This window comes from Protaetiibacter intestinalis (genome assembly GCF_003627075.1).
Classification (GTDB): Bacteria; Actinomycetota; Actinomycetes; order Actinomycetales; family Microbacteriaceae; genus Homoserinibacter; species Homoserinibacter intestinalis.
Map to the genome: position 1 here is coordinate 2,154,481 of NZ_CP032630.1, position 22,920 is coordinate 2,177,400.

31 protein-coding genes are annotated in these 22,920 nt (G+C 73.4%); 22 read left to right on the forward strand and 9 right to left on the reverse strand.

Annotation, left to right across the window (positions count from 1 at the left end):
- Positions 1-63: 63 nt before the first annotated feature.
- The 3 genes from rpsP to rimM are packed head-to-tail and all read left to right on the forward strand — an operon-like array spanning position 64 to position 1,424.
- Positions 64-549, forward strand: a complete 486-nt coding sequence (gene rpsP, locus D7I47_RS10150; protein ID WP_120762934.1) for a 30S ribosomal protein S16 — start codon at positions 64-66, stop codon at positions 547-549.
- Positions 550-552: 3 nt separating this feature from the next.
- On the forward strand, positions 553-792 hold the full coding sequence (locus D7I47_RS10155; protein WP_120762935.1) for an RNA-binding protein: 240 nt from the start codon (positions 553-555) through the stop codon (positions 790-792).
- Positions 789-1,424: a ribosome maturation factor RimM gene (rimM, locus tag D7I47_RS10160; RefSeq protein ID WP_120762936.1), complete on the forward strand. Its 636-nt coding sequence runs from the start codon at positions 789-791 to the stop codon at positions 1,422-1,424. The genes D7I47_RS10155 and rimM overlap by 4 nt, the downstream gene beginning before the upstream one ends.
- 22 nt (positions 1,425-1,446) lie before the next feature.
- Here rimM and D7I47_RS10165 read toward each other — a convergent pair whose 3' ends face one another.
- From D7I47_RS10165 to nirB, 4 genes are all read right to left on the reverse strand, one after another.
- Entirely contained in the window at positions 1,447-2,307 is an 861-nt protein-coding gene (locus D7I47_RS10165) for an endonuclease domain-containing protein (protein WP_120762937.1), read from the reverse strand.
- A 181-nt stretch (positions 2,308-2,488) separates the two neighbouring features.
- The gene (locus D7I47_RS10170) at positions 2,489-3,625 is read right to left on the reverse strand and encodes a uroporphyrinogen-III synthase (RefSeq protein WP_120762938.1); all 1,137 of its coding nucleotides are present in this window, start codon (positions 3,623-3,625) and stop codon (positions 2,489-2,491) included.
- The gene (cobA, locus tag D7I47_RS10175) at positions 3,622-4,413 is read right to left on the reverse strand and encodes a uroporphyrinogen-III C-methyltransferase (protein WP_120762939.1); all 792 of its coding nucleotides are present in this window, start codon (positions 4,411-4,413) and stop codon (positions 3,622-3,624) included. Before cobA ends, D7I47_RS10170 begins: the two co-directional genes overlap by 4 nt.
- Positions 4,406-6,994, reverse strand: coding sequence for a nitrite reductase large subunit NirB (gene nirB, locus D7I47_RS10180; protein ID WP_120762940.1), 2,589 nt, complete (start codon positions 6,992-6,994; stop codon positions 4,406-4,408). Before nirB ends, cobA begins: the two co-directional genes overlap by 8 nt.
- 177 nt (positions 6,995-7,171) lie before the next feature.
- Between nirB and nirD the strand changes: the two genes are divergently transcribed.
- The 4 genes from nirD (at position 7,172) to D7I47_RS10200 (ending at position 10,116) form a co-directional block, all read left to right on the forward strand.
- On the forward strand, positions 7,172-7,567 hold the full coding sequence (gene nirD / locus D7I47_RS10185) for a nitrite reductase small subunit NirD (protein ID WP_120762941.1): 396 nt from the start codon (positions 7,172-7,174) through the stop codon (positions 7,565-7,567).
- Positions 7,564-8,283 (forward strand): sirohydrochlorin chelatase, encoded by a 720-nt coding sequence (locus D7I47_RS10190; RefSeq protein WP_227000604.1) that lies wholly within the window; start codon positions 7,564-7,566, stop codon positions 8,281-8,283. The genes nirD and D7I47_RS10190 overlap by 4 nt, the downstream gene beginning before the upstream one ends.
- Positions 8,284-8,378: 95 nt before the next feature.
- Positions 8,379-9,074: a tRNA (guanosine(37)-N1)-methyltransferase TrmD gene (trmD, locus tag D7I47_RS10195; protein WP_120762942.1), complete on the forward strand. Its 696-nt coding sequence runs from the start codon at positions 8,379-8,381 to the stop codon at positions 9,072-9,074.
- Between the two features lie 145 nt (positions 9,075-9,219).
- Positions 9,220-10,116, forward strand: coding sequence for a formate/nitrite transporter family protein (locus tag D7I47_RS10200; protein WP_120762943.1), 897 nt, complete (start codon positions 9,220-9,222; stop codon positions 10,114-10,116).
- 94 nt (positions 10,117-10,210) lie between these two features.
- On the opposite strand, the gene map is transcribed toward D7I47_RS10200, so the two are convergent.
- Positions 10,211-10,981, reverse strand: coding sequence for a type I methionyl aminopeptidase (gene map, locus D7I47_RS10205; RefSeq protein WP_120762944.1), 771 nt, complete (start codon positions 10,979-10,981; stop codon positions 10,211-10,213).
- A gap of 22 nt (positions 10,982-11,003) precedes the next feature.
- Between map and D7I47_RS10210 the strand changes: the two genes are divergently transcribed.
- The 10 genes from D7I47_RS10210 to D7I47_RS10255 all read left to right on the forward strand — a co-directional run bounded on the left by D7I47_RS10210 (position 11,004) and on the right by D7I47_RS10255 (position 17,406).
- A complete protein-coding gene (locus tag D7I47_RS10210) occupies positions 11,004-11,519 on the forward strand; it encodes an MFS transporter (protein WP_120762945.1) in 516 nt (171 codons plus the stop codon).
- Positions 11,516-12,595 carry a type III polyketide synthase gene (locus D7I47_RS10215; protein ID WP_120762946.1) on the forward strand — a complete coding sequence of 360 codons (1,080 nt, stop codon included), beginning with the start codon at positions 11,516-11,518 and terminating at the stop codon, positions 12,593-12,595. The genes D7I47_RS10210 and D7I47_RS10215 overlap by 4 nt, the downstream gene beginning before the upstream one ends.
- A complete protein-coding gene (locus tag D7I47_RS10220; RefSeq protein ID WP_227000606.1) occupies positions 12,592-13,287 on the forward strand; it encodes a methyltransferase domain-containing protein in 696 nt (231 codons plus the stop codon). Before D7I47_RS10215 ends, D7I47_RS10220 begins: the two co-directional genes overlap by 4 nt.
- A gap of 8 nt (positions 13,288-13,295) precedes the next feature.
- Positions 13,296-13,625: a hypothetical protein gene (locus D7I47_RS10225; RefSeq protein WP_193726429.1), complete on the forward strand. Its 330-nt coding sequence runs from the start codon at positions 13,296-13,298 to the stop codon at positions 13,623-13,625.
- The gene (locus D7I47_RS10230) at positions 13,625-14,437 is read left to right on the forward strand and encodes a nitroreductase family protein (protein ID WP_120762947.1); all 813 of its coding nucleotides are present in this window, start codon (positions 13,625-13,627) and stop codon (positions 14,435-14,437) included. The genes D7I47_RS10225 and D7I47_RS10230 overlap by 1 nt, the downstream gene beginning before the upstream one ends.
- A gap of 157 nt (positions 14,438-14,594) precedes the next feature.
- Positions 14,595-14,942, forward strand: coding sequence for a 50S ribosomal protein L19 (gene rplS / locus D7I47_RS10235; protein ID WP_120762948.1), 348 nt, complete (start codon positions 14,595-14,597; stop codon positions 14,940-14,942).
- 147 nt (positions 14,943-15,089) lie between these two features.
- Entirely contained in the window at positions 15,090-15,935 is an 846-nt protein-coding gene (lepB, locus tag D7I47_RS10240) for a signal peptidase I (protein ID WP_120762949.1), read from the forward strand.
- Complete coding sequence (locus D7I47_RS10245) at positions 15,932-16,597, forward strand: ribonuclease HII (protein ID WP_120762950.1); 666 nt, start codon at positions 15,932-15,934, stop codon at positions 16,595-16,597. The genes lepB and D7I47_RS10245 overlap by 4 nt, the downstream gene beginning before the upstream one ends.
- Positions 16,598-16,711: 114 nt before the next feature.
- Positions 16,712-17,035, forward strand: coding sequence for a DUF2469 family protein (locus D7I47_RS10250; RefSeq protein WP_120762951.1), 324 nt, complete (start codon positions 16,712-16,714; stop codon positions 17,033-17,035).
- A complete protein-coding gene (locus tag D7I47_RS10255) occupies positions 17,032-17,406 on the forward strand; it encodes a YchJ family protein (RefSeq protein WP_120762952.1) in 375 nt (124 codons plus the stop codon). The genes D7I47_RS10250 and D7I47_RS10255 overlap by 4 nt, the downstream gene beginning before the upstream one ends.
- 9 nt (positions 17,407-17,415) lie before the next feature.
- On the opposite strand, the gene D7I47_RS10260 is transcribed toward D7I47_RS10255, so the two are convergent.
- On the reverse strand, positions 17,416-17,838 hold the full coding sequence (locus D7I47_RS10260) for a MarR family winged helix-turn-helix transcriptional regulator (RefSeq protein WP_227000608.1): 423 nt from the start codon (positions 17,836-17,838) through the stop codon (positions 17,416-17,418).
- A 49-nt stretch (positions 17,839-17,887) separates the two neighbouring features.
- Here D7I47_RS10260 and D7I47_RS10265 point away from each other — a divergent pair, with 49 nt between their 5' ends.
- Positions 17,888-18,256 carry a VOC family protein gene (locus tag D7I47_RS10265; RefSeq protein WP_120762953.1) on the forward strand — a complete coding sequence of 123 codons (369 nt, stop codon included), beginning with the start codon at positions 17,888-17,890 and terminating at the stop codon, positions 18,254-18,256.
- A gap of 4 nt (positions 18,257-18,260) precedes the next feature.
- Here D7I47_RS10265 and D7I47_RS10270 read toward each other — a convergent pair whose 3' ends face one another.
- Positions 18,261-18,479: an SCO4848 family membrane protein gene (locus tag D7I47_RS10270; RefSeq protein ID WP_120762954.1), complete on the reverse strand. Its 219-nt coding sequence runs from the start codon at positions 18,477-18,479 to the stop codon at positions 18,261-18,263.
- A gap of 45 nt (positions 18,480-18,524) precedes the next feature.
- Here D7I47_RS10270 and D7I47_RS10275 point away from each other — a divergent pair, with 45 nt between their 5' ends.
- On the forward strand, positions 18,525-18,920 hold the full coding sequence (locus D7I47_RS10275; protein ID WP_120762955.1) for a VOC family protein: 396 nt from the start codon (positions 18,525-18,527) through the stop codon (positions 18,918-18,920).
- Between the two features lie 4 nt (positions 18,921-18,924).
- On the opposite strand, the gene D7I47_RS10280 is transcribed toward D7I47_RS10275, so the two are convergent.
- Positions 18,925-19,413 (reverse strand): GNAT family N-acetyltransferase, encoded by a 489-nt coding sequence (locus D7I47_RS10280; RefSeq protein WP_227000610.1) that lies wholly within the window; start codon positions 19,411-19,413, stop codon positions 18,925-18,927.
- Positions 19,414-19,489: 76 nt separating this feature from the next.
- On the reverse strand, positions 19,490-19,675 hold the full coding sequence (locus tag D7I47_RS10285) for a hypothetical protein (protein WP_120762957.1): 186 nt from the start codon (positions 19,673-19,675) through the stop codon (positions 19,490-19,492).
- 102 nt (positions 19,676-19,777) lie between these two features.
- On the opposite strand from D7I47_RS10285, the gene D7I47_RS10290 reads away from it, so the two are divergent.
- From D7I47_RS10290 to dprA, 3 genes are read left to right on the forward strand one after another with little or no spacing between them, the layout of a single operon-like run.
- Positions 19,778-20,134, forward strand: a complete 357-nt coding sequence (locus D7I47_RS10290; RefSeq protein WP_120762958.1) for a YraN family protein — start codon at positions 19,778-19,780, stop codon at positions 20,132-20,134.
- Entirely contained in the window at positions 20,134-21,663 is a 1,530-nt protein-coding gene (locus tag D7I47_RS10295) for a YifB family Mg chelatase-like AAA ATPase (protein WP_120762959.1), read from the forward strand. The genes D7I47_RS10290 and D7I47_RS10295 overlap by 1 nt, the downstream gene beginning before the upstream one ends.
- Positions 21,660-22,913 carry a DNA-processing protein DprA gene (gene dprA, locus D7I47_RS10300; protein ID WP_120762960.1) on the forward strand — a complete coding sequence of 418 codons (1,254 nt, stop codon included), beginning with the start codon at positions 21,660-21,662 and terminating at the stop codon, positions 22,911-22,913. The genes D7I47_RS10295 and dprA overlap by 4 nt, the downstream gene beginning before the upstream one ends.
- Positions 22,914-22,920: the final 7 nt, after the last annotated feature.

Here is a 22,920-nt window from a genome sequence, read left to right on the forward strand (position 1 = left end):
GGAGTGTGCCCCCACGCGCACGGGAGCAGTTCGAACCCCTACACACACGTTTTCAGGAGAATTGTGGCTGTCAAGATCCGCCTCAAGCGGCTCGGCAAGATCCGTGCCCCGTACTACCGCATCGTCGTCGCCGACTCGCGCACCAAGCGCGATGGTCGCGTGATCGAGGAGATCGGCAAGTACCACCCCACCGAGGAGCCCTCGCTCATCGAGGTCGACTCGGAGCGCGCCCAGTACTGGCTCGGCGTCGGCGCGCAGCCGACCGAGCAGGTGCTCGCGCTGCTCAAGCTCACCGGCGACTGGGGAACCTTCAAGGGTGAGAAGGGCGCCAAGAGCACCGTCAAGACCAAGGAGGCTCCGGTCGCCTTCGTCGCCGACGAGAAGAAGAAGCCGGTGCTGAAGCCCAAGGCCGAGAAGAAGGCCCCCGTCGAGGAGGCCGTGGCCGAGGTCGTCGAGGACGCGGATGCCGCGACCGCCGACGCCGAGGAGCTCGCCGTCGAGGCCGTCGAGGCCGAGGCGGACGCCCAGGCCGACGCCGACAAGGAGTAAGTCGTGCTCGCATCCGCCCTCGAGCACCTCGTCAAGGGGATCGTCGATCACCCCGACGACGTGCAGGTGGATTCGTCGAGCACTTCGCGCGGCGAGGTCCTCGAGGTGCGTGTGCACCCCGAGGACCTCGGCCGCGTCATCGGCCGCTCGGGGCGCACCGCGAAGGCGCTGCGTGCGCTCGTGACCGCGCTCGCCGACGGCCGTCGCGTGCGCGTCGACGTCGTCGACACCGACGCGGCGTGAGCGGGGCCAAGCGCCCCGGCACCACCCAGCTGCGCGTCGGGCGGCTCGTCAAGGCGCACGGTCTGAAGGGCGCGCTGAAGCTCGAGCTCTACACCGACGACCCCGCCAAGCGCTTCGTGCCCGGAGCCACCTTCTCGCTGCAGGTGCCCACCTCCTCGCCCTGGCACGGCAAGACCCTCGAACTCGTCGAGCTGCGCTGGTACAACTCGCATCCGGTCGCGTTCTTCGAGGGCGTCGCCGACCGCACCGTCGCCGAGACGCTCGTCAAGGCGATCCTGTGGATCGACGCCGACGTGACCGGCGAGGAGGAGCCCGACGCCTGGTACGACCACCAGCTGGTGGGCCTGCGCGCGCTGCGCGACGGCGTCGAGGTGGGGCGGATCGCGCGCGTCGAGCACCTGCCCGCCCAGGATCTGCTCGTCGTCAAGGCGGCCGAGCGCGAGGTGCTCGTGCCGTTCGTCGCCGCGATCGTGCCGAGCGTCGACATCGCCGCCGGCACCGTGACCCTCACCCCGCCGGCCGGCCTCTTCGAGGACCTCCCCGACGACGCCGACCCCGATGCCGATGCCGCTGCCGCATCCGCATCCGCATCCGATTCCGTTCGGGAGGACGACGCGCCGACCGAGGCGTGATCTCCGCACCGCCTGCGGCGTGTCATCCTCCCGAACGAAGACCGGCCGCACGCCAGAGGTGCTGTCCGCGCGCCACGAGGTCTCGGATGACGGCGAGCGTGAGCGGCCAGTCCCGGAGGATCTGCCGGATGTCGAGACGGATGACGAGGTAGCCTCGCGCGGTCAGCAGCAGGTCGCGCTCGCGGTCGCGTGCCCGCGCGAGCGGGTCGTCGTGGTGGGCGCGGCCATCGCACTCGATGACGAGACGGTCGCCCACGAGGAGGTCGAGTCGACCGATGCCGTCGACGTGCACCTGACTCCGGGCCAGGATGCCGGCGACGAGCAGACGGTAGCGCACGAGCGTCTCGAACCCGGATTCGGCGAGCGGGTCGACCAGCGGCAGCAGCCGTGCGCCGCGGCGCGTGTCGGAGAGGAGACGTTCGAGCTCGCCGAGGGTGATCGCGCCCGAGTTGAGCGCGGAGTCGACCACGCAGAGCGCGGCCTCGACACTCAGGCAGTCCGCCAGGTCCCGGAGCACCGTCGCCACCGGGTCGACGAGGGCGTGCCCCTGTCGCCACTCGCGGCCGCGCCAGTGCACGATCGCGTCGGCGGGGGGCCGCGCGTGCCCCGAGTGGTGCGGGATCGACAGGTGCAGCCCCGGCTCGTCGAGCACCCAGAGCCCGTGCCGTCGGGCCGCCGTCGCGCAGCCCACCCGGCCGCCCGCGGATGCCGCCGCGAAGAGTGCGAGATCGGCGGAGGCGGTGGCGACCCATCCTCGCCGGGGTCGTCGCACGAGGCCGGTCCGCACCGCCGCTCCCGCCACCCACGGCGGCACGCCGAGCTCCCGGAGGGTCTCGACGTGCGCCACACCGTCGCAGCGCGCCAGGGCATCCAGCAGCATCATCCGGACAGGGTGCCCCGCCTCGGTCGACCCCGGCCCCGCCCCGGCCCGGTCTCGTGGACACCGGCCCCATCCCGAAGCTGTGCAGGACCTCTCGACTCTTCGTTCGGGAGGATGACACGCCGCATCCACACCCGCATCCGGGGTTCCCGCGGCGTGTCATCCTCCCGAACGGAAATCCGCGTCAGGCGGCGACGTCGAGCCGGTAGCCGCGCTTGACGACGGTGCGGATGATGGGGGCGCCGAGGCTGCGGCGGAGGCGGCTGAGGGCCATCTCGAGCGCGTGCTCGTCGGCGGTGCCGACCGCCCGCAGCAGCTGCTCGCGGGAGACGACCGCACCGTCCGCGTCGAGGAGGGTGCGCAGCAGCGCGAGCGGCGTGGGGGTGAGCGGGATGCGCCGCCCGTCGAGTTCGACGATCGACCCGCGCATCACGACGTCGCCGTGTGCCGTGCGTGCGCGGGCGATCCGCAGCTCGGGCAGCCGCTCGCAGACGAGTCGGATGAGCGCACCCATGCGGTAGCGCTCGGGCTGGATCGGCTCGATGCCCGCCGAGGCGAGCGGGGCCGCCGTCACGGGCCCGACCGCCGCCGCCACGACGCCGCGCCGGAACGCCGCGAGGAGGGCGTCGTAGGCGCCGAGCCCGTCGGCTGCCGCGTACAGCGCGTCGACGGCGGGCGCGCTCGTGAAGGTGACGCAGTCGAGCTGGCCCTGGCAGATGGCCTCCACCAGCCGCGGGATGCGCTCGTCGCTGTCGTCGAGCGCCTTCCAGCGGTAGGGCGCCACGAGCAGCACGCGGTGGCCCGCCGCCCGCAGGGGGTCGAGCTGCCGGTCGTCGAGGTAGCCGTGCGCCTGCACCGCGACCGTGAGTTCGGTCGGATGCTCCGCGAGCACCTTGGCGACGAGGGAGATCGTGGTCTCCTCCTCGCTCATGCCGGCGTCGTCGAGCCCGGCGGCGCGGATGCTGCCCCGCGCCTTCGGCCCGCGCACCAGGATGCGGGAGGCCGCCATCGTGTCGAGCAGCTCCTCGCCGAGCCCCGCCGCGTCGGCCACCTCGAGCCACCGGCGGATGCCGAACGCGGTCGTCGCGAGCACGACGTCGGGGCGGGCCCCGATGATGTCGCGCGTGTCGGCGATGACCTGCTCGTCGTCGCGGGCGTGCTCCATGCGCAGGGTGGGCGCGTGCATGACGTGCGCGCCCCGCCGTTCGAGCGCGTCGATGAGGTCGGCCGCCCGGCGCTCGCTCGTGACGCCGATCCGGAAGCCCTCGAGCTGGTCGGGGCGGAAGCCGGGGATGGCGTCGTCGAGCGCACCGCCCGTCATGGCGCAGCCACGGCCTCTCCCGCCCGGCGGAGCAGCGCATCCGCCTCGGCGTCGCCCTCGCTCGCGAGCCGCACGACCTCGCCGATGACGATCACGGCGGGGGAGCGCACACCCGCGAGCGCCGCGGCGGCGGGGAGCGCGGCGATCGGCGCGACCGTCGTGCGCTGACCGCTGCGGTGGCCGCGCTCGACGACGGCGGCCGGCGTGTCGGGGTCGAGCCCGGCGCGCACGAGCCCCGGCGCGAGGGCGGGGAGCGCGCTCACCCCCATGAGCACGACGACCGTGCCGCCGAGACCCGCGAGGTGCGTGTACTCCTCGGCGGTGAGCGGTGCGTGGCCCGAGATGACCGTGAAGGCGTGGGCGATCCCGCGGTGGGTGAGCGGGATGCCGGCCGCTGCGGGCACCGCGATCGAGCTCGTGACCCCCGGGATGACCTCCACGGGCACGCCCGCGCGTCGGCAGGCGAGCACCTCCTCGCCGCCGCGCCCGAAGACGTACGGGTCACCGCCCTTGAAGCGCACCACATCCGCCCCCGCGAGCGCGTGCTCGACGAGCAGCCGCTCGATGTCCTCCTGCGGCACGGCGTGGTGACCGGGGCGCTTGCCCACGTCGACGAGGGTCGCGCCGGGGCAGAACTCGGCGAGGACCTCGACGGGCGCGAGCCGGTCGTAGAGCACCACGTCGGCGCCCCGCAGCGCCTCGACGGCGCCCAGGGTGAGCAGTTCGCGGGATCCGGGCCCGGCTCCGACGAGCGTCACCCTCCCGGTGCGGTACGCCTGGTCAGTCATCGCCGTCCCCTCTCACCGGGATGCGCGCCCCCGCGAGCATCACCTTGCCCTCGCGCAGCTCGGCCGCCGTCGCGGGCCGCTGCTGTCCCCGCTCGCTCACCCGGGGGATGCCGGGCGCCGCGTCGCCGGGGGCGTTGAGGAAGCTGCGGAAGCGCTTGAGCCGCTCCGGGTCGCGCAGGGTCGCCGCCCACTCGTCCTCGTAGTGCTCGACGTGGCGCGCCATCGCCGACTCGAGCTCCGCGCCGAGGCCGAGCGAGTCGTCGACGACGACCGCGCGCACGTGGTCCAGCCCGCCGTCGAGCTCCTCCATCCAGCGCGCCGTGCGCTGCAGCCGATCGGCGGTGCGGATGTAGTACATGAGGTAGCGGTCGATGAAGCGGATGAGGGTGTCGTCGTCGAGGTCGCTCGCGAGCAGCTGTGCGTGCGTCGGCTGGAATCCGCCGTTGCCGCCGACGTAGAGGTTCCAGCCCGCGTCGGTCGCGATCACGCCGACGTCCTTCCCGCGTGCCTCCGCGCACTCGCGCGCGCATCCGGAGACCCCCACCTTGAACTTGTGCGGCGCCCGCAGTCCCCGGTAGCGCAGCTCGAGCCGGATCGCCATCCCGACCGAGTCCTGCACGCCGAAGCGGCACCAGGTGGAGCCCACGCAGCTCTTCACGTTGCGCAGCGACTTGCCGTAGGCCTGCCCCGACTCGAAGCCCGCCTCGACGAGCTGTGCCCAGATGTCGGGCAACTGGTCGAGGCGGGCGCCGAACATGTCGATGCGCTGGCCGCCCGTGATCTTCGTGTAGAGCCCGAACTCGGTGGCCACCCGGGCGATCACGCCGAGCTTCTCGGGGGTGATCTCCCCGCCCGGGATGCGCGGCACGACCGAGTAGCTGCCGTCGCGTTGCATGTTGGCGAGGGCGCGGTCGTTGGTGTCCTGCAGCGCCCCGCGTCCGTCGTCGAGCACGTAGCCGTCGTGCTGGCTCGCGAGGATCGAGGCGACGGCCGGCTTGCAGATGTCGCAGCCTCGGCCCGTGCCGAAGCGGGCGAGGGTGTCGTCCCACGAGGAGATCCCGAGGATGCGGATGAGTTCGAAGAGCTCCTGCCGGCTGTGCGCGAAGTGCTCGCAGAGGGCGTGCGAGACGGTGAGGCCCGCCTTCGCGAGCTCCTGCTCGAGGGTCTTCTTGACAAGCGGCACGCACGATCCGCACTGCAGGCCCGCGCGGGTGCAGGCCTTGAGCTCGGGGACCGTGTGGCAGGCCTCCTGGCCGTCGTGCCCGTGCACCGCCTTCCGCACGGCGCCGACGGTGACGTTGTTGCACGAGCAGAGCAGCGCGTCGTCGGGCAGCTCGTCGGCGCCCGCGGGCTCGGCCCCGGACGCCGAAAGGTAGGCGGCCGGCTCCGAGCCGAGCTCGCGCCCGAGCATCGGCCGGAGCGTCAGGTATGGCGCCGCGTCGCCCACGAACACGCCGCCGAGCAGCGTGCGGGCGTCGTCCGACACGACGATCTTCTGGTACATGCCGCGCGCGGGGTCGGCGTAGACCACCTCGAGCGCGCCCTCCGAGGTGCCCATGGCATCCCCGAAGCTCGCCACTTCGACGCCCGCGAGCTTGAGCTTGGTGGCGTCGTCGACGGTCGTGAAGACGGCGGCACCGCCGAGCAGGCGGTCGGCCACCACCTCCGCCATCGCGTTGGCGGGCGCGACGAGCCCGACGCAGCGTCCGCCGACGCTCGCGACCTCGCCGATCGCCCACACTCGCGGGTCGGAGGCCCGGCACTCCTCGTCGACGACGATGCCGCCGCGCGGGGCGGTCTCGATCGCGGCGGCGGATGCCAGCTCGTCGCGGGCGGCGATGCCGATCGCGAAGACGATGAGGTCGGCGGGCACCGTCTGGCCGTTCGTGAGCTTGACGGCCGAGACGGCGCCCTCGGTGGTGCGGATCTCGCGGGGTCGGGTGCCGAGGTGCATCGTGATGCCGCGTGCGGAGATGAGCCGCCCGAGGGCCTGCCCCGCACCCTCGTCGAGCTGCGCCGACATGAGCCAGCCGCCCGAGTGCACGATCGCCGAGTCGGCGCCGAGCTCGGCGAGTCCGCCGGCCGCCTCGAGCCCGAGCAGCCCGCCGCCCGCGACGACCGTCCGGGGCGGGCGGCCGAGCACCGCCGCGAGCAGCCGCACCTCGGCGGCGAGGTCCTCCACGTCGGCGATCGTGCGGTAGACGTGGGCGTGCTCGGCGCCGGGGATGTCGGGAACCGGGGCGCGCGATCCCGTCGCGAAGACGACGTCGTCGTAGGGCAGCCTGCGACCGGCATCCGTGGTGACGGTGCGCGCGACGCGGTCGACCGCGACGGCGCGTTCGCCGCGCAGCAGGGTGATCGCCTCGTGCTCCCACACGCTCGCGTCGAGGGTCAGGTCGTCGCCGCCGAGGAAGCGGCGGCTGAGGGCGACGCGGTCGTAGGGGAGGTGCTCCTCCTCGCCGATCACCCAGAGGCGGATGCGGCCATGCGCGTCGCGCGTGCGGATCGCGTCGGCGAGACGGTGCGCCGCAGGCCCGGCGCCGATCACGACGACCCGGCGGGGTGGGGTCCGTTCCGTCATGCTGTGCCTCCCGTCGATGGATCGACAGTAGGAAGACGCGGTTGCCCTGCTGTTTCGCCCATGTAACAGACACCTCACATCCGTCGCACGTGGCGGCCGCGCGGGTGTGAGCACAGCGTCACGAACGCGAAACCGCGCGGCACGTCGCAGGAAACACGCGCGGCCTAGCGTCGGGGCATGTCGATCACGATCCCCGGACCCACCGCATCCGCCGCAGCCGACGACGAGCGCACCGAGCCGGCCGCGGTCGGCTGGTTCCCGGTCTGCGAGGCGGACGCCCTCGAGCCCGCGTGGGGCGAGGCCGTCTTCGTCGAGGGCCGCCAGATCGCCCTCGTGCTGGCGGCACCCGGCGAGCTGTACGCGGTCGACCACCGCGATCCGGTCACCTCCTCCTACGTCATGGCGCGCGGCATCGTCGGCTCGCGCGGCGACCGCGCCACGATCGCGTCCCCGCTGCTGAAGCAGGTGTACGACCTGCAGACGGGCGCCTGCCTCGACGACCCCGCCCTCGCCCTCGCCACCTACCGCACGCGCGTGGTCGGCGGGATGGTCGAGGTGGAGGTCGCCGCGTGAGCGCTGCCGCGACCGGCGTGCTCGCGCCGCCGGCCCTGCTCGCGATCTCGCACGGAACCTCCTCCGAGTCGGGGGCCGCGGCCGTCGCGGCGCTCGTCGACGCGGTCGCGGAGGCGGCTCCCGAACTGCGGGTGCGCGGCGGTTTCGTGGACGTGCAGCAGCCCGACGTGCCGACGGTGCTGGGCGCGCTGCCCGAGGGTTCCGGGGCGGTCATCGTGCCGCTGCTGCTCTCGGCCGGCTTCCACGTGCACGTCGACCTCGCCGAGGATGCGGCCGCCGTCGACGGCGCGGTCGTCGCCCGCGCGCTCGGACCAGACGACCGCCTCGTGGCGCTGCTCGCCCGCCGGCTCGACGAGGCGGGGCTCGACGCCTCGGATGCCGTGGTGCTCGCCGCCGCCGGCTCGACCGATGCGCGCGCCGTGGCCGACTGCGCCGAGACCGCCCTCCGCCTCGGCGCGCTGCTCGGGCGCGAGGTCGCGGTCGGCTACATCTCCGCCGCCCGGCCCCGGCTCTCCGACGCGATCGCGGCCGCCCGCGCGACGCATCCCGGCCGCCGCGTCGTGGTGGCGAGCTACCTGCTCGCCCCCGGCTACTTCGCCGATCTCGCCGCCGACGCGGGCGCCGACATCGCATCCGCTCCGCTGCTCGCCGCGGGCACCCCCGTTGCGCCCGAGCTCGTCGCGGTGGTGCGCGACCGCTACACCGCCGCCCGCTGATTCCGTTCGGGAGGACGACACGCCGCAGCCGGGCTCCCGTGCGGGGCGGATGCGGCGTGTCGTCCTCCCGAACGGAGCCCGGCTACGCTCGACGCGTGCGCATCGACGTCGTGACGATCTTCCCCGAGTTCTTCTCGGTGCTCGACGTGTCGCTCGTCGGCAAGGCCCGCGCGGCCGGCCTCATCGACATCCGCGTGCACGACCTGCGCGACTTCACGCACGTTCGGCACCGCACCGTCGACGACACCCCGACGGGCGGCGGCGCCGGCATGGTCATGAAGCCCGAGCCGTGGGGCGAGGCGCTCGACGCCGTGCTCGAGGGCACCGCGGATGCCGTGGTCGTCTTCCCGAGCCCCGCGGGTGAGCTCTTCCGCCAGCCGATCGCGCGCGAGCTCGCCGAGACGCCGCACTTGGTGTTCTGCTGCGGGCGCTACGAGGGCATCGACCAGCGCGTCGTCGAGCACACCGCGACCCGCCCCGAGGTCGCGGCCGTGCGGGAGCTGAGCCTCGGCGACTACGTGCTGAACGGCGGCGAGGTCGCCGTGATGGCGATGATCGAGGCGGCGGGACGCCTCGTGCCGGGCATGGTCGGCAACCCCGATTCGCTCGTCGAGGAGAGCCACGAGGACGGCCTGCTCGAGTACCCGAGCTACACGAAGCCCGCCGTCTGGCGCGGACTCGAGACCCCGCCCGTGCTGCTGTCGGGCAACCATGCGGCGATCGCCGCCTGGCGCCGCGAGCAGCAGCTCGAGCGCACCCGCCGCATCCGCCCCGAGCTGCTCGAGGGCTGACGCGCGACCTCACCTGGCCCCTCGCGCCATGTGACCGCTTCTTTCGACGCGCGCAACAGACGGCGCGGCCTCCCGAAACATGCCTCCCGCATGCTGGGCGACGAACCCACCCTCGTGTCCACCATCCGTCATCCGGAGGTCCGCAATGTCCTACATCAAGCCCGCCGAGCTCGTCACGAGAATGGCCGACGCCGGCGAGTACAAGCTCAAGCTCTCGGCACGCGACACCCTCATCCGCGCGTACATGGGGGCCGCGCTGCTGACCCTCGGCGCCGCGTTCGCCGTGACCGTGTCGGTGCAGACCGGGCAACCGCTGCTCGGGGCCGTGCTCTTCCCGGTCGGCTTCGTGCTGCTGTATCTGCTCGGCTACGACCTGCTCACGGGCGTCTTCACGCTCGGCCCGGTGGCGCTCTACGACAGGCGTCCGGGGCTGCGGTTCCGCGGCCTGCTGCGCAACTGGGGCCTCGTGTTCCTCGGCAACTTCCTCGGCGCGTTCACGGTCGCCATCCTGATGGCGATCTACTTCACCTACGGCTTCTCGGCGGATCCGAGCCCGGTCGGGCATGCGATCGGCGAGATCGGCCACTCGCGCACCGTCGGCTACGCCGACCACGGGGCGGCCGGGATGCTGACCCTCTTCGTGCGCGGCGTGCTGTGCAACTGGATGGTGTCGACGGGCGTCGTCGCGGCGCTCATGTCGGACACCCTCATCGGCAAGGTCGTCGGCATGTGGCTGCCGATCATGCTGTTCTTCTACATGGGCTTCGAGCACTCGATCGTGAACATGTTCCTGTTCCCGTCGGGGCTGCTGCTCGGGGCCGACTTCACCCTCGGCGACTACCTGCTCTGGAACGAGCTGCCGACCATCGTCGGCAACCTCATCGGCGGTCTCACCTTCGTGGCGCTGCCGCTGTACGCGACCCACCGCATCCGCTCGGAGAAGCGCACGCCGCTGTCGGGTGCGACGGTGCCGCGGTCGCGCACCCGGCGGCCCGCGGCATCCGCCGCACCGGTCGTCGCGTCGGTCGCCGCCGAGGCCTGACCGTATTCGTTCGGGAGGACGACGCGCCGCAGGCACCCCTCGCATCCGCGCGGGGGCGGCGTGTCGTCCTCCCGAACGTGATCGAGGGGAGAGGTCAGCTGGCGCGGGCGGTGAGCACGAGGGGGCCGTCGGGGGTGATGGCCACGGTGTGCTCCGAGTGGGCGCCGCGGGAGCCGTCCTTCGAGCGCAAGGTCCAGCCGTCGCGGTCGGTGTAGATCTCGTCGGTGCCGCGCATGAACCACGGCTCGATCGCGACGACGAGGCCCGCGCGCAGCGGCAGCCCGCGCTTGCGGCGGCCGTCGTTGGGCACGTGCGGGTCGCCGTGCATCGTGCGGCCGACGCCGTGGCCGCCGAAGTCGAGGTTGACGGTGAGGCCCGCCGCATCCGCGACGTCGCCGATCGCGGCCGAGACGTCCCCCATCCGGTTGCCGACCGTCGCGGCCGCGATCGCCGCGTCGAGCGCGCGCTCGGTGGTGGCGATGAGTTCCAGGTCGGCGGGGTCGGCGTCGCCCACCACGATCGACAGCGCCGAGTCTGCCACCCACCCGTCGACGGATGCCGCGAAGTCGAGCGAGAGCAGGTCGCCATCGCGGAGGCGGTAGTCGTGGGGCAGCCCGTGCAGCACGGCGTCGTTGACGGAGGTGCAGATGACCTTGCCGAAGGGCGAGGCGCCGAACGAGGGGTGGTAGTCGATGTAGCACGACTCGGCCCCCGCGTCGCGGATCATCCGGTGCGCGAGCGCGTCGAGCTCGAGCAGGTTGACCCCCACATCCGCGGCGTCGCGGGTGGCCTCGAGCACGCTCGCCACGAAACGGCCGGCGGCTTTCATCTGCTCGATCTCTGCGGGCGTCCGGAGTTCAATCACCCGACGAGCGTAGCCTTGCCACATGGTCGTACGCCGCGTCGTCTACCGTCTGCTGTTCCCGCTGGCCGTGCTGCTGCCCGTGTGGGTGCTCATCGGCCGCGGCATCCTGCTCGACGGGATCGGCTGGACGTTCCTCGTCTACCTCATCGCGTGCCCCGCCCTGTTCGTGGCGCTGCTCGTGGTGGGCGGCCTCATCGTCTGGCGGCCGGGCGTGCGCGAGGCGACGGCCGTCTCGACGTGGGATGCCGTGGTGCTGATCGCGGTGTGGGCCTGCCTCGTGGCGATCGGCTTCGTGGCGCACCCGGCGCTCGTCGCGCTCTCGGTGGTGCTCGTGCTGGGGGCGTTCTGGTTCGCCCTGTGGGAGCTACTCACGGAGGGCCGCCGCCGCGTGCGGGCGGTCATGGACGACATCGACGCGACGACGCGCGGGGCGCGGGCCTCGGTGCCGCAGCAGCGGCCCGTCGACATCGGGGAGGTCATCGTGGTGACCTCGGAGGACGTCACCGACCGCCCGCCGCGGGGTGATACCGCGAGGTGACCGCCCGCATCCACGCGATCGAGACCGCGGTGCCGGGGACGGTGCTGACGCAGGATCGCGCGCGGGACGTGTTCGCCGGCCAGCCGGGGCGCTCGCGGTTGGGGGAGCGGCTCACGCGGGCGGCGTTCGACGCCTCCGGCATCCGGGAACGCCACACGGTGCTCGACGCGCTCGTCACGGGCGGCGAGTCGGAGCTCGTGGCGGACGGCCTCATCCGTCCCGCCGCCACCTCGGTGCGCACCGGCGTGTACGCCGCCCACGCGCCGCGGCTCGCGGCGGAGGCGGGGGAGCGGGCGCTCGCCGCGTCCGGCTTCGCGGCGGCCGAGGTGACGCAGCTCGTGACCGTCTCGTGCACGGGCTTCGTCGCGCCCGGGCCCGACCTCGACGTCGTGCGCGCCCTCGGCCTGCCGACCCGCACGGCGCGGCTGCACGTGGGCTTCATGGGCTGCTGCGGCGCCTTCCCGGCCCTGCGGGCGGCGGATGCGGTGTGCCGGGCCGACCCGGAGGCGGTCGTGCTCGTGGTGTGCGTCGAGCTCTGCACGGTGCACCTGGCGACCTCGGACGACCCCGAGCAGATCGTGGCGATGTCGCTGTTCGCCGACGGCGCGGCGGCGGTGGTCGTCTCGGCGCGCGCGGCCCGCGGGCCCTCGCTCGCGATCGACGGCTTCCTCACCGAGGTGCTGCCCGACACGCTCGAGGAGATGACGTGGCGCATCGGCGACCAGGGCTTCGTCATGCGCCTGTCGAGTCGCGTGCCCGCCGAGCTCGGCGCGACGGTGGGCCCCGCGCTCGCCCCGCTGCTGCCGGGCGGAGCGGCGGCGGTCGACGCGTGGGCCGTGCACCCCGGCGGCCGGGCGATCCTCGACCGGCTCGAGGAGGCGCTCGAGCTGCCGCCCGCCGCGCTCGGCGACTCGCGCGCCGTGCTCGCCGACTTCGGCAACATGTCGAGCCCGACGGTGCTCTTCGTGCTGCGGCGGCTGCTCGCGGGCGGCGCGCGGGGCAGCGTGTGCGCGATGGCGTTCGGCCCCGGGCTCACGCTCGAGGCGGCCCTGCTGCACGCCGAGGACGCGCCGTGACGGGGTTCCGCGTCCGCGAGACCCGCGCGCTCGAGCTCATGGACGACCCGGCGTGCGACCTCATCCGCCTCGAGGCCACCTACCGGCACTTCCGGCTCGTCAACCGCCTGCTGACCGGCTGGCGCGGGCTCTGGGCGCACCGCATCCGCCCGCTCGCCGGCGCGGGGCGGCTCGAGGTGCTCGACCTCGGCTCGGGCGGCGGCGACCTGGCCCGACTGCTCGCCGGCTGGGCGCGACGCGAGGGGGTGCGGCTGCGGGTGACGGCGGCCGACCCCGACCCGCGCGCGTACGCCTTCGCCGCCCGGCGCCCGCATCCGGATGTCGTGCTCCGGTGTGCGGGATCCGCCGAGCTCGTCGCGGAGGGCGCCCGCTTCGACCTCGTGATCTCGAACCACGTGCTGCACCACCTGGACGACCGCTCGCTCGGGGCGTTCCTCGCCGACAGCGCCGCCCTCGCACCGCGCGTGCTGCACGACGACCTGCGGCGTTCGGCGCTCGCCGCCGCCCTCTTCGGGGTGGTGAGCCTGCCGTTCGCACGCGGCTCGTTCCTGCGCGACGACGGGCTGCTCTCGATCCGGCGCAGCCGCACGCCCGCCGAGCTGCGGGCGGCGGTGCCCGAGGGCTGGCGCGTGGAGCGGGCGGCACCGTTCCGACTGCTGCTCGGCCGCGGCTGGGACGGGGGCACGGCATGATCGCCCGCGTGCTGACCACCGCGGCCGCGGTCAGCTACCTCGCGAGCTGCACCCTCGGCATCGGGGTCGCGACCGGCCGCCTGCGCACGGGTCGCGCCCACTGGGTGCACCACGCGCTCTACATCTCCACGGCGGGCACGACCGCGGCCGCCACCGCCGCGCTCGCGGCCGAACGGGGCGCGGATGCGGCGCTCCTGGCCCCCGCGCTCGTGCCGCTCGCCGCGATCCCGTTCGCGGGCACCCACGGCGCGCGGCATCCGGCGCTCGCGGCATCCGTCGGCCCCTTCGTGGTCGCCGCCCTCGTCGCCGTCTGGCGCCCGACCCGAAAGGCCCGCTGATGCCTGACTTCCTCGACGTGCTGCGCCGCCGCAAGACCACCAACGGTCCGCTCGACCCGCGGCCGGTGAGCGAGGAGCACCAGCGGCTGCTCATGGAGGTCGCGGCACGCGCGCCCTCGCAGCTGAACTCCCAGCCGTGGCGCTTCGTGCTCGTCGAGAGCCGCGACACGATCGAGCGGATCGCGGCGATCAGCGGCTCCTCCATGACGACCGCGATGTCGAACGGCACCTTCTTCGAGCGCTACAAGCCCTACTTCCGCTTCAGCCAGGCCGAGATGGAGCGCACCCGCAGCGGGATGCTGTTCGACAAGCTGCCGGCGCCCCTGCGGCCCTTCACGGGGCAGGTGTTCACGCCGGGCGGGCAGAAGCTCATGAACGCGATGCGCGTGCCGCAGCTGCTCGGGGAGGAGAACCGCAAGCTCGTCGCCGGATCGCCGCTGCTGCTCGGCGTCATGCTCGACCGCGCCGAGTACCGGCCGGGCGAGCTGTCGTCGTTCTACTCGGTGTTCTCGATGGGTGCGGCGATGGAGAACGTCTGGCTCACCACGACGGCGCTCGGGATGGGCATCCAGTTCATCTCCTTCCCCATGGAGGTGCCGGGCCGGTGGGAGCGGATCGTGGAGCTGCTGCGGGTGCCCGCCGAGCTCGAGCTCATGGCCGTCTACCGCCTCGGCTACCTGCCGGAGGGCTCGAAGCGCCCGCCCATCGACTGGACGAGCCACGAGCGGCGGCTGCCGTCGCAGTACGTGTTCCGCGAGACGTGCGACGAACCCGAGTCGCGCTGGGACGAACCGCAGCATCCGGGGGAGTGAGCGTCGCGGGAGCCCGCGGGCATGTGGCAGAATGGTTGTTTGTGCGTCCGCGCGGCCCTGCCACAGGGGGGCCGTCTTCGCGACTGAGCGCACGACATCCCTGAATTCACGTATACCCGCGGTCGACCTGTGGCGGGCGCAGAGAGCGAAGAATCCCATGCACATCCTCGACGACGTCGACGCCGCGTCCCTGCGTTCCGACATCCCCGAGTTCCGCCCCGGCGACACCGTCAAGGTGCACGTCAACATCATCGAAGGCTCGCGCAGCCGCATCCAGGTCTTCCAGGGTGTCGTCATCGGCCGTTCGAACGAGGGCGTCCGCGAGACCTTCACGGTCCGCAAGGTCAGCTTCCAGGTGGGCGTCGAGCGCACCTTCCCCGTGCACTCCCCGGTGATCGACCACATCGAGGTCGTCACCCGCGGCGACGTGCGTCGCGCCAAGCTCTACTACCTGCGCGAGCTCCGCGGCAAGAAGGCGAAGATCAAGGAGAAGCGCGACGCGTAAGTCCCGCATCCCCGACTCGAGCCCGGCTTCCGCACCCGCGGGGCCGGGCTTCGTCGTCCGTTCCCGGGGCGGATGCGGCGGGGGCGTGTGGCGGTGGCCTGCGCCCCGGACGCGCCGCATATGCTTGCAGGGACTTCCAGGGGAGAGATGAGCGACGAGATCGACGCCCGCACGTCCGAGCGAGCCGAACCGGATGCGGCGGAGACGCCGGAGGACGCCGCGACGAGCAAGCGCAAGCGCGGCGCGGGCGCGTTCCTGCGGGATGTGGCGCTCATCATCGTCGCCGCGGTCGTCATCTCCTTCCTCATCAAGACGTTCCTGATCCGCTCGTTCTACATCCCCTCGGAGTCGATGGAGGACACCCTCCTCAAGAACGACCGCATCATCGTCAACCAGCTCGAGCCCGACCTCGTGCCCATCCAGCACGGCGACGTCGTGGTCTTCAAGGATCCGGGCGGCTGGCTCGAGCCGACGTTCCAGCCCGAGCAGAACCCGGTGGCGGGCTTCTTCGACTGGCTGCTGTCGATCGTGGGGCTCACGGCGCCCGACTCGAACGACCACCTCATCAAGCGCGTCATCGGCCTGCCGGGCGACCACGTGGTGTGCTGCGACGACTTCGGCCGCATGTCGGTCAACGGCGTCGCGCTCGACGAGTCGGCCTACGTGAAGCTGCCCGACGGGGTCACGAAGGTCTCCAAGGACGACTTCGACGTGACGGTGCCCGAGGGCTCGCTGTGGGTCATGGGCGACAACCGCTGGAACTCGCGCGACTCGCGCTACAACCGCGACAACCCCGGCAACGGCTTCGTCCCGATCGACAACGTCGTGGGCCGCGCCGTGCTCATCACCTGGCCGATCGACCGCTGGAGCTGGCTCGACAACTACCCGGTCACCTTCGAGGGGGTCGAGGAGGCGCGCACGACGCCGCCCGCCACCGACGACAGCCAGTCGACGGAACCCGAGCCCGAGGCCACGGAGACCTCCGGCGGATGACCGTCGCCGACCCGACGCTGCGGTTCGAGCGCACGCTCTTCCGGGAGGGCGCCCCGCTCGTGATCGGCTGCGACGAGGTGGGCCGTGGCGCGATCGCCGGGCCGGTGGCGGTGGGGCTCGGCGTGTTCCTGCCCGACGTGCGCCGGATGCCGGAGGGGCTGCGGGATTCGAAGCTGCTCTCCGAGCAGCGGCGCGAGGCGCTGCACCCGCTGGTGGCGGCGTGGGCGCCGCACTGGGCGGTCGGCCTCGCCGACAACGTCGAGGTGGACCGCGACGGCATCGTGCCGAGCCTCGGCCTCGCGGCGCTGCGCGCCCTGGAGACGCTCGTGCTCGCCGGGGTGCCCGTGGAGGCGGCGGTCGTCGTGCTCGACGGCTCGCACGACTGGCTCACCCCGGCGCTCGCCGGCTGGCCGGAGGGCTCGCGCCCGCGCGTCGTCACCCGGGTGAAGGCCGACCGCGACTGCGCGACGGTCGCCGCGGCATCCGTGCTCGCCAAGGTGCACCGCGACCGGCTCATGGTCGAGGCGGATGCCGTGCACCCCGGGTACGAGTGGGTCGGCAACAAGGGCTACGCCTCGGCGGGCCACTACGCGGCGATCGACCGTCTCGGCTCGAGCGCCCTGCACCGCTGGAGCTGGCTGAAGCAGCCCGCCCTGTTCTGAAGCCCCACCCATCCACGTCTGCACGGGTGTCGATACGCGCCCTCCGGGCGCTGCTCAACCAGCGGGAGGGACCGGCGGAGGCCCCGCATCCGCGACCCAACTAGACTTCCCCCGATGGACGAGGACGATTTCGACGACTACGACCGCGAGGTCGAGTTGGCCCTGTACCGCGAGTACCGCGACGTGGTGGGGCAGTTCAAGTACGTGATCGAGACGGAGCGACGCTTCTACCTCGCCAACGACGTGACGCTCGAGCGGCACGACACCGAGCACGACTTCTATTTCGAGCTCACCATGAACGACGTGTGGGTGTGGGACGTCTACCGTTCCGACCGTTTCGTGAAGAGCGTGCGCGTGCTCACCTTCAAGGACGTCAACGTCGAGGTGCGCGGCGACAAGGATCTCGAGCTCCCGAAGGAGCTCGCGCTCGACGAGTGAGCGCGTGCCCGTGCGGCTCGGGCCGCGCGTTCGCGGAGTGCTGCGGGCCGATCCTCGCGGGGGAGCCCGCCCCGACCGCCGAGGCGCTCATGCGGTCCCGCTTCACCGCGTTCGCGCGGGGTGACGCGGCCCACCTGCTGCGCTCGTGGCATCCCTCGACCCGGCCCGCGTCGCTCGGGCTCGACGACGCCACGGTGTGGCGCCGTCTGCAGCTCGTCGACACGGTCGCGGGCGGCCCGGACGACGCGGAGGGCGTCGTGGAGTTCCGCGCCTCGTACCGGGGTCCGGATGGCGCGGGGCTGCTGCACGAGCGCTCGCGGTTCGTGCGGCACGAGGGTCGCTGGGTGTACCTCGACGGCGAGGTCGGCTGACCGCCCGCCTCAGGCCTCGAGTGCCTCGGCGCACTGCGCGAGCTCGTCCCGCAGGGCGGCCGCGCGTTCGGCGGTGAGTCCGGCGAGCATCGTGCGCTCCACCTGGGCGACCCGCTCCGCGCTCGTCGCGAGCATCCGCCGCCCGGAGGCGCTGAGCGAGAGGCGGCTCGCACGCCCGCTTCCGGTGGTCTCGACGAGCCCGGCGTCGCGCAGCCCCGCGAGCAGTTGGTGGGTGGCCTGCCGGGTGACGAACACGGCACGGGCGAGCTCGGCGTTGGTGATCTCGGGCTGGGCGGCGAGTGCGGTGAGGCAGGAGTACTGCGGCACCCCGATGCCGAGGTCGCGGAGGGCCGCATCCATCGCGGTGTGCAGGGCGGCCTGCGCGCGCTTGAGGGCATAGCCGACGCTGTCCTGGGCTGCGGGTTGACTCACGTCAATATCTTGACATACTCTCTTGTCAAGAACTTGACGAAAGTGAGCCATGATGTCGAGCGGCGCCACCCCCAGCTTCCTCGCCCTGCAGACCCGCGACCCCGAGGCATCCGCCCGCTTCTACGAGCAGCAGCTCGGGATGCGCCGCGCGCCGCAGGCGCCCCCGGGAGCCGTCGTGTTCCCGACGGCGAGCATCCCGTTCGCCGTGCGACTGCCCGACGAGGGGCTCGACCCCGAGGCGGGCCCCGCCGGGCTCGGCATCGCGCTCTGGCTGCGGGCGGAGGGGGTCGAGGCGCTGCACGAGCGGCTCGCCGCCGACGGCGTCGACATCGTCCGGGGGCCGCACGACACCCCCTTCGGCCGCGCCATCGTCGTGCGCGACCCGGCCGGCTACCGGCTCACCCTCCACGAGGGCTGAGCCGTCACGGGGCGACGAGCACCCACACGCCCACGACCGCGGAGGCCGCGGCGAGCACCATCGCGATCCCGACGAGCACCTGGTGCACGCGCAGGAAGCGCGTGGGGCGGCCCGCGGCATCCCGCGCGCGCTCGTCGCGGGCGACGCGCTTCAGGAAGGTCGGCCAGGTGACGACGTTGAACAGGGCGTTGGCGAGCAGCAGGATGCCGGCGAAGACGGTCACCCGTCGAGCCTAGGCGGCGCCGACGCGCGGTCGTACCCTGGGCTCATGGCCGGACTCGTCCCCTACCTGCTGCTGCCGGGCACCGCACGCGAGGCGCTCGAGTTCTATCAGGCGGTGTTCGGCGGCGAGCTCGTGCTGCACGAGTACGGCGAGTTCGGGCGCACCGACGGTCCCGCCGACGCGATCGCCCACGGCATGCTGCGCGGCGTCGTCGAGCTCTTCGCCTCCGATGCGGGCGCCGACGATGACGCGATCGCGACGACGGGGCTCATGTTCGCGCTGCTCGGTGTCGCGGATGCCGACACGACGACCGCCTGGTTCGCCGCGCTCTCCGAGGGCGGCCGGGTGCTCGACCCGCTGCAGCACAGGCCCTGGGAGGGCAACGACGGGCAGGTGCGCGACCGCTTCGGGGTGCACTGGCTGCTCGGCTTCGAGGATTGAGGGCTCACGCCCTTGCGGGCCGCAGCTCCATGCGGTGGCACGACACGGGCACCGAGGCGTCCGCGCCGATCTCGGCGGCGTAGGCGAACTCGCCGGCATCCGTCCAGCCCTCGCGCTCGTAGAAGTGCCGGGCGCGGGCGTTGCCGGAGGCCACCGCGAGCCACGGCACCGGGTGGCCGGCGGCGCGGACCGCGTCCGCCGCATCCGCGAGGAGCGCCGCGGCGACGCCCGTACCGCGGAAGGCCGGGTCGACGTACACCTGGTCGACCTCGTCGCCCGCCGTCATCGTGAAGCCGGCGATCACGCCGTCGACCTCGGCGACGCGGGTGCGCGGGATCGCCGCCGCCACCCGCGGCACGAAGGCCTCGCGCGTGCGGTGCGCGAGCAGCGCCTCCGGCACATGCCCGAGGTGCCCGTCGCGCCATCCGGGTGCCCAGATGTCGACGACGCGTTCGGCGTCGGCGGGGGTGGCGGGGCGGATGCGGAGGGTCACCGTGCCACGGTAACCGTGCCGGCCGACGCGTGGAGGGTGTCGAGGTCGAGTCCCGAGAATCGGGCCACCGCGCGCGTCACTCCGCGCGCGGGTCGAAGTCTCCGCGACGGGCCCGTACATGGATGCGCACGAACAGAGCGCACACGAGCACGTTCACGAGCGAACCGACGACGGAGAAGGGCCCGAATGCCTGCGTGAGTCGCGACGCCGGGAGCATGTCGCTGCCGTGGATCCGATCGATCATCAGGTCGAGCCACTTCACGGCTCCAGTATGGGTCCTGCACAGGGCTGAGCCGATGCGCGTTATCCCCGGATGCGGGCTTCGTGTCCGCGGGCGGCCCGGCGGTTCGTCAGGCTCTCGGGCATGGCGGCGAAGGACGAACTCGGCAGGCGCGGTGAACGGCTCGCGGAGCGGCACCTGCTCGCGCGCGGCTACCGGCTGATCGAACGCAACTGGCGCTGCCGACACGGCGAGATCGACCTCGTGGTGCGCGACGGCGACGCGATCGTGTTCGTCGAGGTGAAGACCCGCAGCTCGACCGCTTTCGGGCATCCCTTCGAGGCGATCACACCCGTGAAGCTCGCGCGGCTGCGGCGGCTTGCCGGCCTCTGGTGCGAGACGCACCCGCGGGAGCGGGGTCGCATCCGCATCGACGCGGTGGCGGTGCTCGCCCCGCGCGGCGTCGAACCGCGCATCGAGCACCTCACGGGGGTGTTCTGATGGGCGTCGGCCGCGCGCATGCGATCGCGCTGCTGGGGCTCGACGGCGCGCTCGTCGAGATCGAGGCCGACACCGCGAGCGGGCTGCCCGCCTACGTGCTGGTCGGGCTGCCGGATGCCTCGCTCGGCGAGGCGAAGGCGCGCACCCGGTCGGCGATCGGCAACACCGGGGTCGACTTCCCGAGCGGACGGGTGACGGTGAACCTGTCGCCCGCCTCGCTGCCGAAGGCCGGCCCGGCGTTCGACCTCGCGATCGGTCTCGCCCTGCTCGCCGCCGACGGTCACGTCGACCCGGCCTCCGTCACCGGCGTCGTGCACCTCGGCGAGCTGGGGCTCGACGGGCGCCTGCGCCCCACCCGCGGCATCCTGCCGATGGTGCTCGCGGCCGAGCGGGCGGGCTTCGACACCGTGCTCGTGCCGGCGGGCAACGCCGATGAGGCCTCCCTCGTACCCGGCATGCGGGTCGTGCCGGTGGCGAGCCTGCGCGACGCGGCGATCTGGCACGGCGCCGTGCTCGACCCGGTCGACGTCGAGGCGCTCGTGCCCGCGGCGGTGGATGCGGTGCCCGACGACGGGGGCGACCTCGCCGAGGTGGTCGGCAACCGGGATGCCGTCGAGGCGGTGCAGGTGGCCGCCGCGGGCGGGCACCACATGTTCCTGCTCGGGCCGCCCGGCGCCGGCAAGACGATGATCGCGGCCCGACTGCCCGGTATCCTGCCCGACCTCGACGAGCGTGCCGCGATCGAGGTGAGCTCGATCCGCTCGCTCGCGGGGATGCCGGTGGGCGCCTCGCTCGCCACCCGGCCGCCGCTCGAGGCGCCGCACCACTCCTCCTCACCCGCGGCGATCGTGGGCGGGGGCAGCGGCGTGATCCGCCCGGGGGCCGCGGCGCGCGCCGCGCACGGCATCCTGTTCCTCGACGAAGCGCCGGAGTTCGCGCCCAGCGCCCTCGACTGCCTGCGGCAACCGCTCGAATCGGGGGTCATCACGATCTCGCGCGCCGCCGCGACGGCGACCTTCCCGGCCCGCTTCCAGCTCGTGCTGGCCGCCAATCCCTGCCCGTGCGGCAACTCGGGGGTGCGCGACGCCGAGTGCAGCTGCACGCCGTTCGCACGTCGCCGCTACCTCGGCAGGCTCTCCGGTCCGCTGCTCGATCGCGTCGACATCCAACTCGACGTGCCGCGCGTGACCGCCGCCCAGCTGCGGCTGGCGGACGACGGACCGGTCACCACGAGCACCGCCGCCCGCGACCGCGTGCGCGAGGCGCGGGCCCGCGCCGTGCGTCGCCTCGCTGGAAAGCCCTGGCGGCTCAACGCCCACGCGCCCGGAACCTGGCTGCGTCGCGAGGGCGCCCCCGAGCCGGGTGCCACGGCCGGCCTCGACAGGGCCCTCGAACGCGGCGCCCTCACGATGCGCGGCTACGACCGCGTGCTGCGCCTCGCGTGGACCCTGGCCGATCTCGACGGGGTCGACCGCCCCGGGCTCGACCAGATCGGCCGCGCCCTCTACCTCCGGAAGGCCGCCACATGACCATCCTCGGCATCGCCGACGCCACCGTCGCCTCCCTCGTGCGTCCCGTGACGGGTGCCGGCCACGACCGCGATGCGGTCGCGGAACGCTTCGCGCGGGCCACCTGGACGAGCCTCGCCGAGCCCGGGGATCGCGTCGCCGGGCTCGTCGTCGCCGCCCTCGGTGCGGAGGCGGCCCTCGCGGCGCTGCTCGACGACCGGGAGGGCAGACGGCTGCGGCACGCCCTCGCCGAGGCGGAGGTCGAGCTCGACGAGGCCGAGCTCACCGAGGGCATCGCCCGCTGGACCCCGCGCATCTCCAAGCAGGACGCGCTGCTCGCCTTCCGGCAGGCCGCCCGGTTCGGGCTGAGCTTCGTCGTGCCCGACGACCCGGACTGGCCCGCGGGATTCGCCGACCTCGGCGAGCACGCGCCCCTCGGGCTCTGGCTGCGGGGTCACCGGCAGGCGCTCGGCCACCTCCACCGCGCGATCGCGATCGTCGGCGCCCGCGCGGCGACCGGCTACGGCGAGCACGTCACGATCGAGGCCGCCGCGGGCCTCGCCGACCGCGGCTACGCGATCGTCTCCGGGGCCGCCTACGGCATCGACGGCGCCGCGCACCGGGCCGCGCTCGCGAGCCGTGCCACCACGATCGCCTTCCTCGCGGGCGGGCTCGACCGCTTCTACCCCTCGGGGCACGACGCGCTCATCGGCCGCATCGTCGACCACGGCGCCGTGGTCTCCGAGGTGCCGTGCGGGGTCGCGCCCACAAGATGGAGGTTTCTTCAGAGGAACAGGTTGATAGCGGCCGCGACGCTCGCGACGATCGTCGTCGAGGCCGGATCCCGCTCCGGCTCGCTCAACACGGCGGGCCACGCCGCCGCCCTCGGCAGGCCCCTCGGAGCGGTGCCCGGGCCCGTCACGAGTCCGGCATCCGCCGGGTGCCACCGGCTGCTCCGCGAATACGACGCGGTGTGCGTCACGACGGCCCAGGAGATGGCCGAACTCGCCCCGCTGCCGGAGACCGTTGCGGATGCGGAGCCCGAGACCGTCGAGCAGGCGGAGGCCGCCGGATCGCGCCGGCCCGCGGATCCGAGCGGCACCCGCATCCGCCTGCTCGACGCCCTTGCGCCCCGCAGCCCGCGCACCCCGGAGAAGGTGGCGGCTCTCTCCGGTCTCGCCGTCGACCGGGTGCGTGCCGAGCTGGGGTTGCTCGCGCTCGAGGGCGCGGTCCGCGAACGCGCGGGCGGCTGGGTGCGGGTCGCGTCGTAGCGGCCCG

What these genes read in the sequence shown, in the direction of transcription:
- D7I47_RS10165 (WP_120762937.1), bottom strand. Translation starts at nt 2,307, where the DNA reads ATGATGCTGCTGGATGCCCTGGCGCGCTGCGACGGTGTGGCGCACGTC.
- D7I47_RS10170 (WP_120762938.1), bottom strand. Translation starts at nt 3,625, where the DNA reads ATGACGGGCGGTGCGCTCGACGACGCCATCCCCGGCTTCCGCCCCGAC.
- cobA (WP_120762939.1), bottom strand. Translation starts at nt 4,413, where the DNA reads ATGACTGACCAGGCGTACCGCACCGGGAGGGTGACGCTCGTCGGAGCC.
- nirB (WP_120762940.1), bottom strand. Translation starts at nt 6,994, where the DNA reads ATGACGGAACGGACCCCACCCCGCCGGGTCGTCGTGATCGGCGCCGGG.
- nirD (WP_120762941.1), top strand. Translation starts at nt 7,172, where the DNA reads ATGTCGATCACGATCCCCGGACCCACCGCATCCGCCGCAGCCGACGAC.
- D7I47_RS10200 (WP_120762943.1), top strand. Translation starts at nt 9,220, where the DNA reads ATGTCCTACATCAAGCCCGCCGAGCTCGTCACGAGAATGGCCGACGCC.
- D7I47_RS10210 (WP_120762945.1), top strand. Translation starts at nt 11,004, where the DNA reads ATGGTCGTACGCCGCGTCGTCTACCGTCTGCTGTTCCCGCTGGCCGTG.
- D7I47_RS10230 (WP_120762947.1), top strand. Translation starts at nt 13,625, where the DNA reads ATGCCTGACTTCCTCGACGTGCTGCGCCGCCGCAAGACCACCAACGGT.
- rplS (WP_120762948.1), top strand. Translation starts at nt 14,595, where the DNA reads ATGCACATCCTCGACGACGTCGACGCCGCGTCCCTGCGTTCCGACATC.
- lepB (WP_120762949.1), top strand. Translation starts at nt 15,090, where the DNA reads ATGAGCGACGAGATCGACGCCCGCACGTCCGAGCGAGCCGAACCGGAT.
- D7I47_RS10245 (WP_120762950.1), top strand. Translation starts at nt 15,932, where the DNA reads ATGACCGTCGCCGACCCGACGCTGCGGTTCGAGCGCACGCTCTTCCGG.
- D7I47_RS10250 (WP_120762951.1), top strand. Translation starts at nt 16,712, where the DNA reads ATGGACGAGGACGATTTCGACGACTACGACCGCGAGGTCGAGTTGGCC.
- D7I47_RS10265 (WP_120762953.1), top strand. Translation starts at nt 17,888, where the DNA reads ATGATGTCGAGCGGCGCCACCCCCAGCTTCCTCGCCCTGCAGACCCGC.
- D7I47_RS10275 (WP_120762955.1), top strand. Translation starts at nt 18,525, where the DNA reads ATGGCCGGACTCGTCCCCTACCTGCTGCTGCCGGGCACCGCACGCGAG.
- D7I47_RS10290 (WP_120762958.1), top strand. Translation starts at nt 19,778, where the DNA reads ATGGCGGCGAAGGACGAACTCGGCAGGCGCGGTGAACGGCTCGCGGAG.
- D7I47_RS10295 (WP_120762959.1), top strand. Translation starts at nt 20,134, where the DNA reads ATGGGCGTCGGCCGCGCGCATGCGATCGCGCTGCTGGGGCTCGACGGC.
- dprA (WP_120762960.1), top strand. Translation starts at nt 21,660, where the DNA reads ATGACCATCCTCGGCATCGCCGACGCCACCGTCGCCTCCCTCGTGCGT.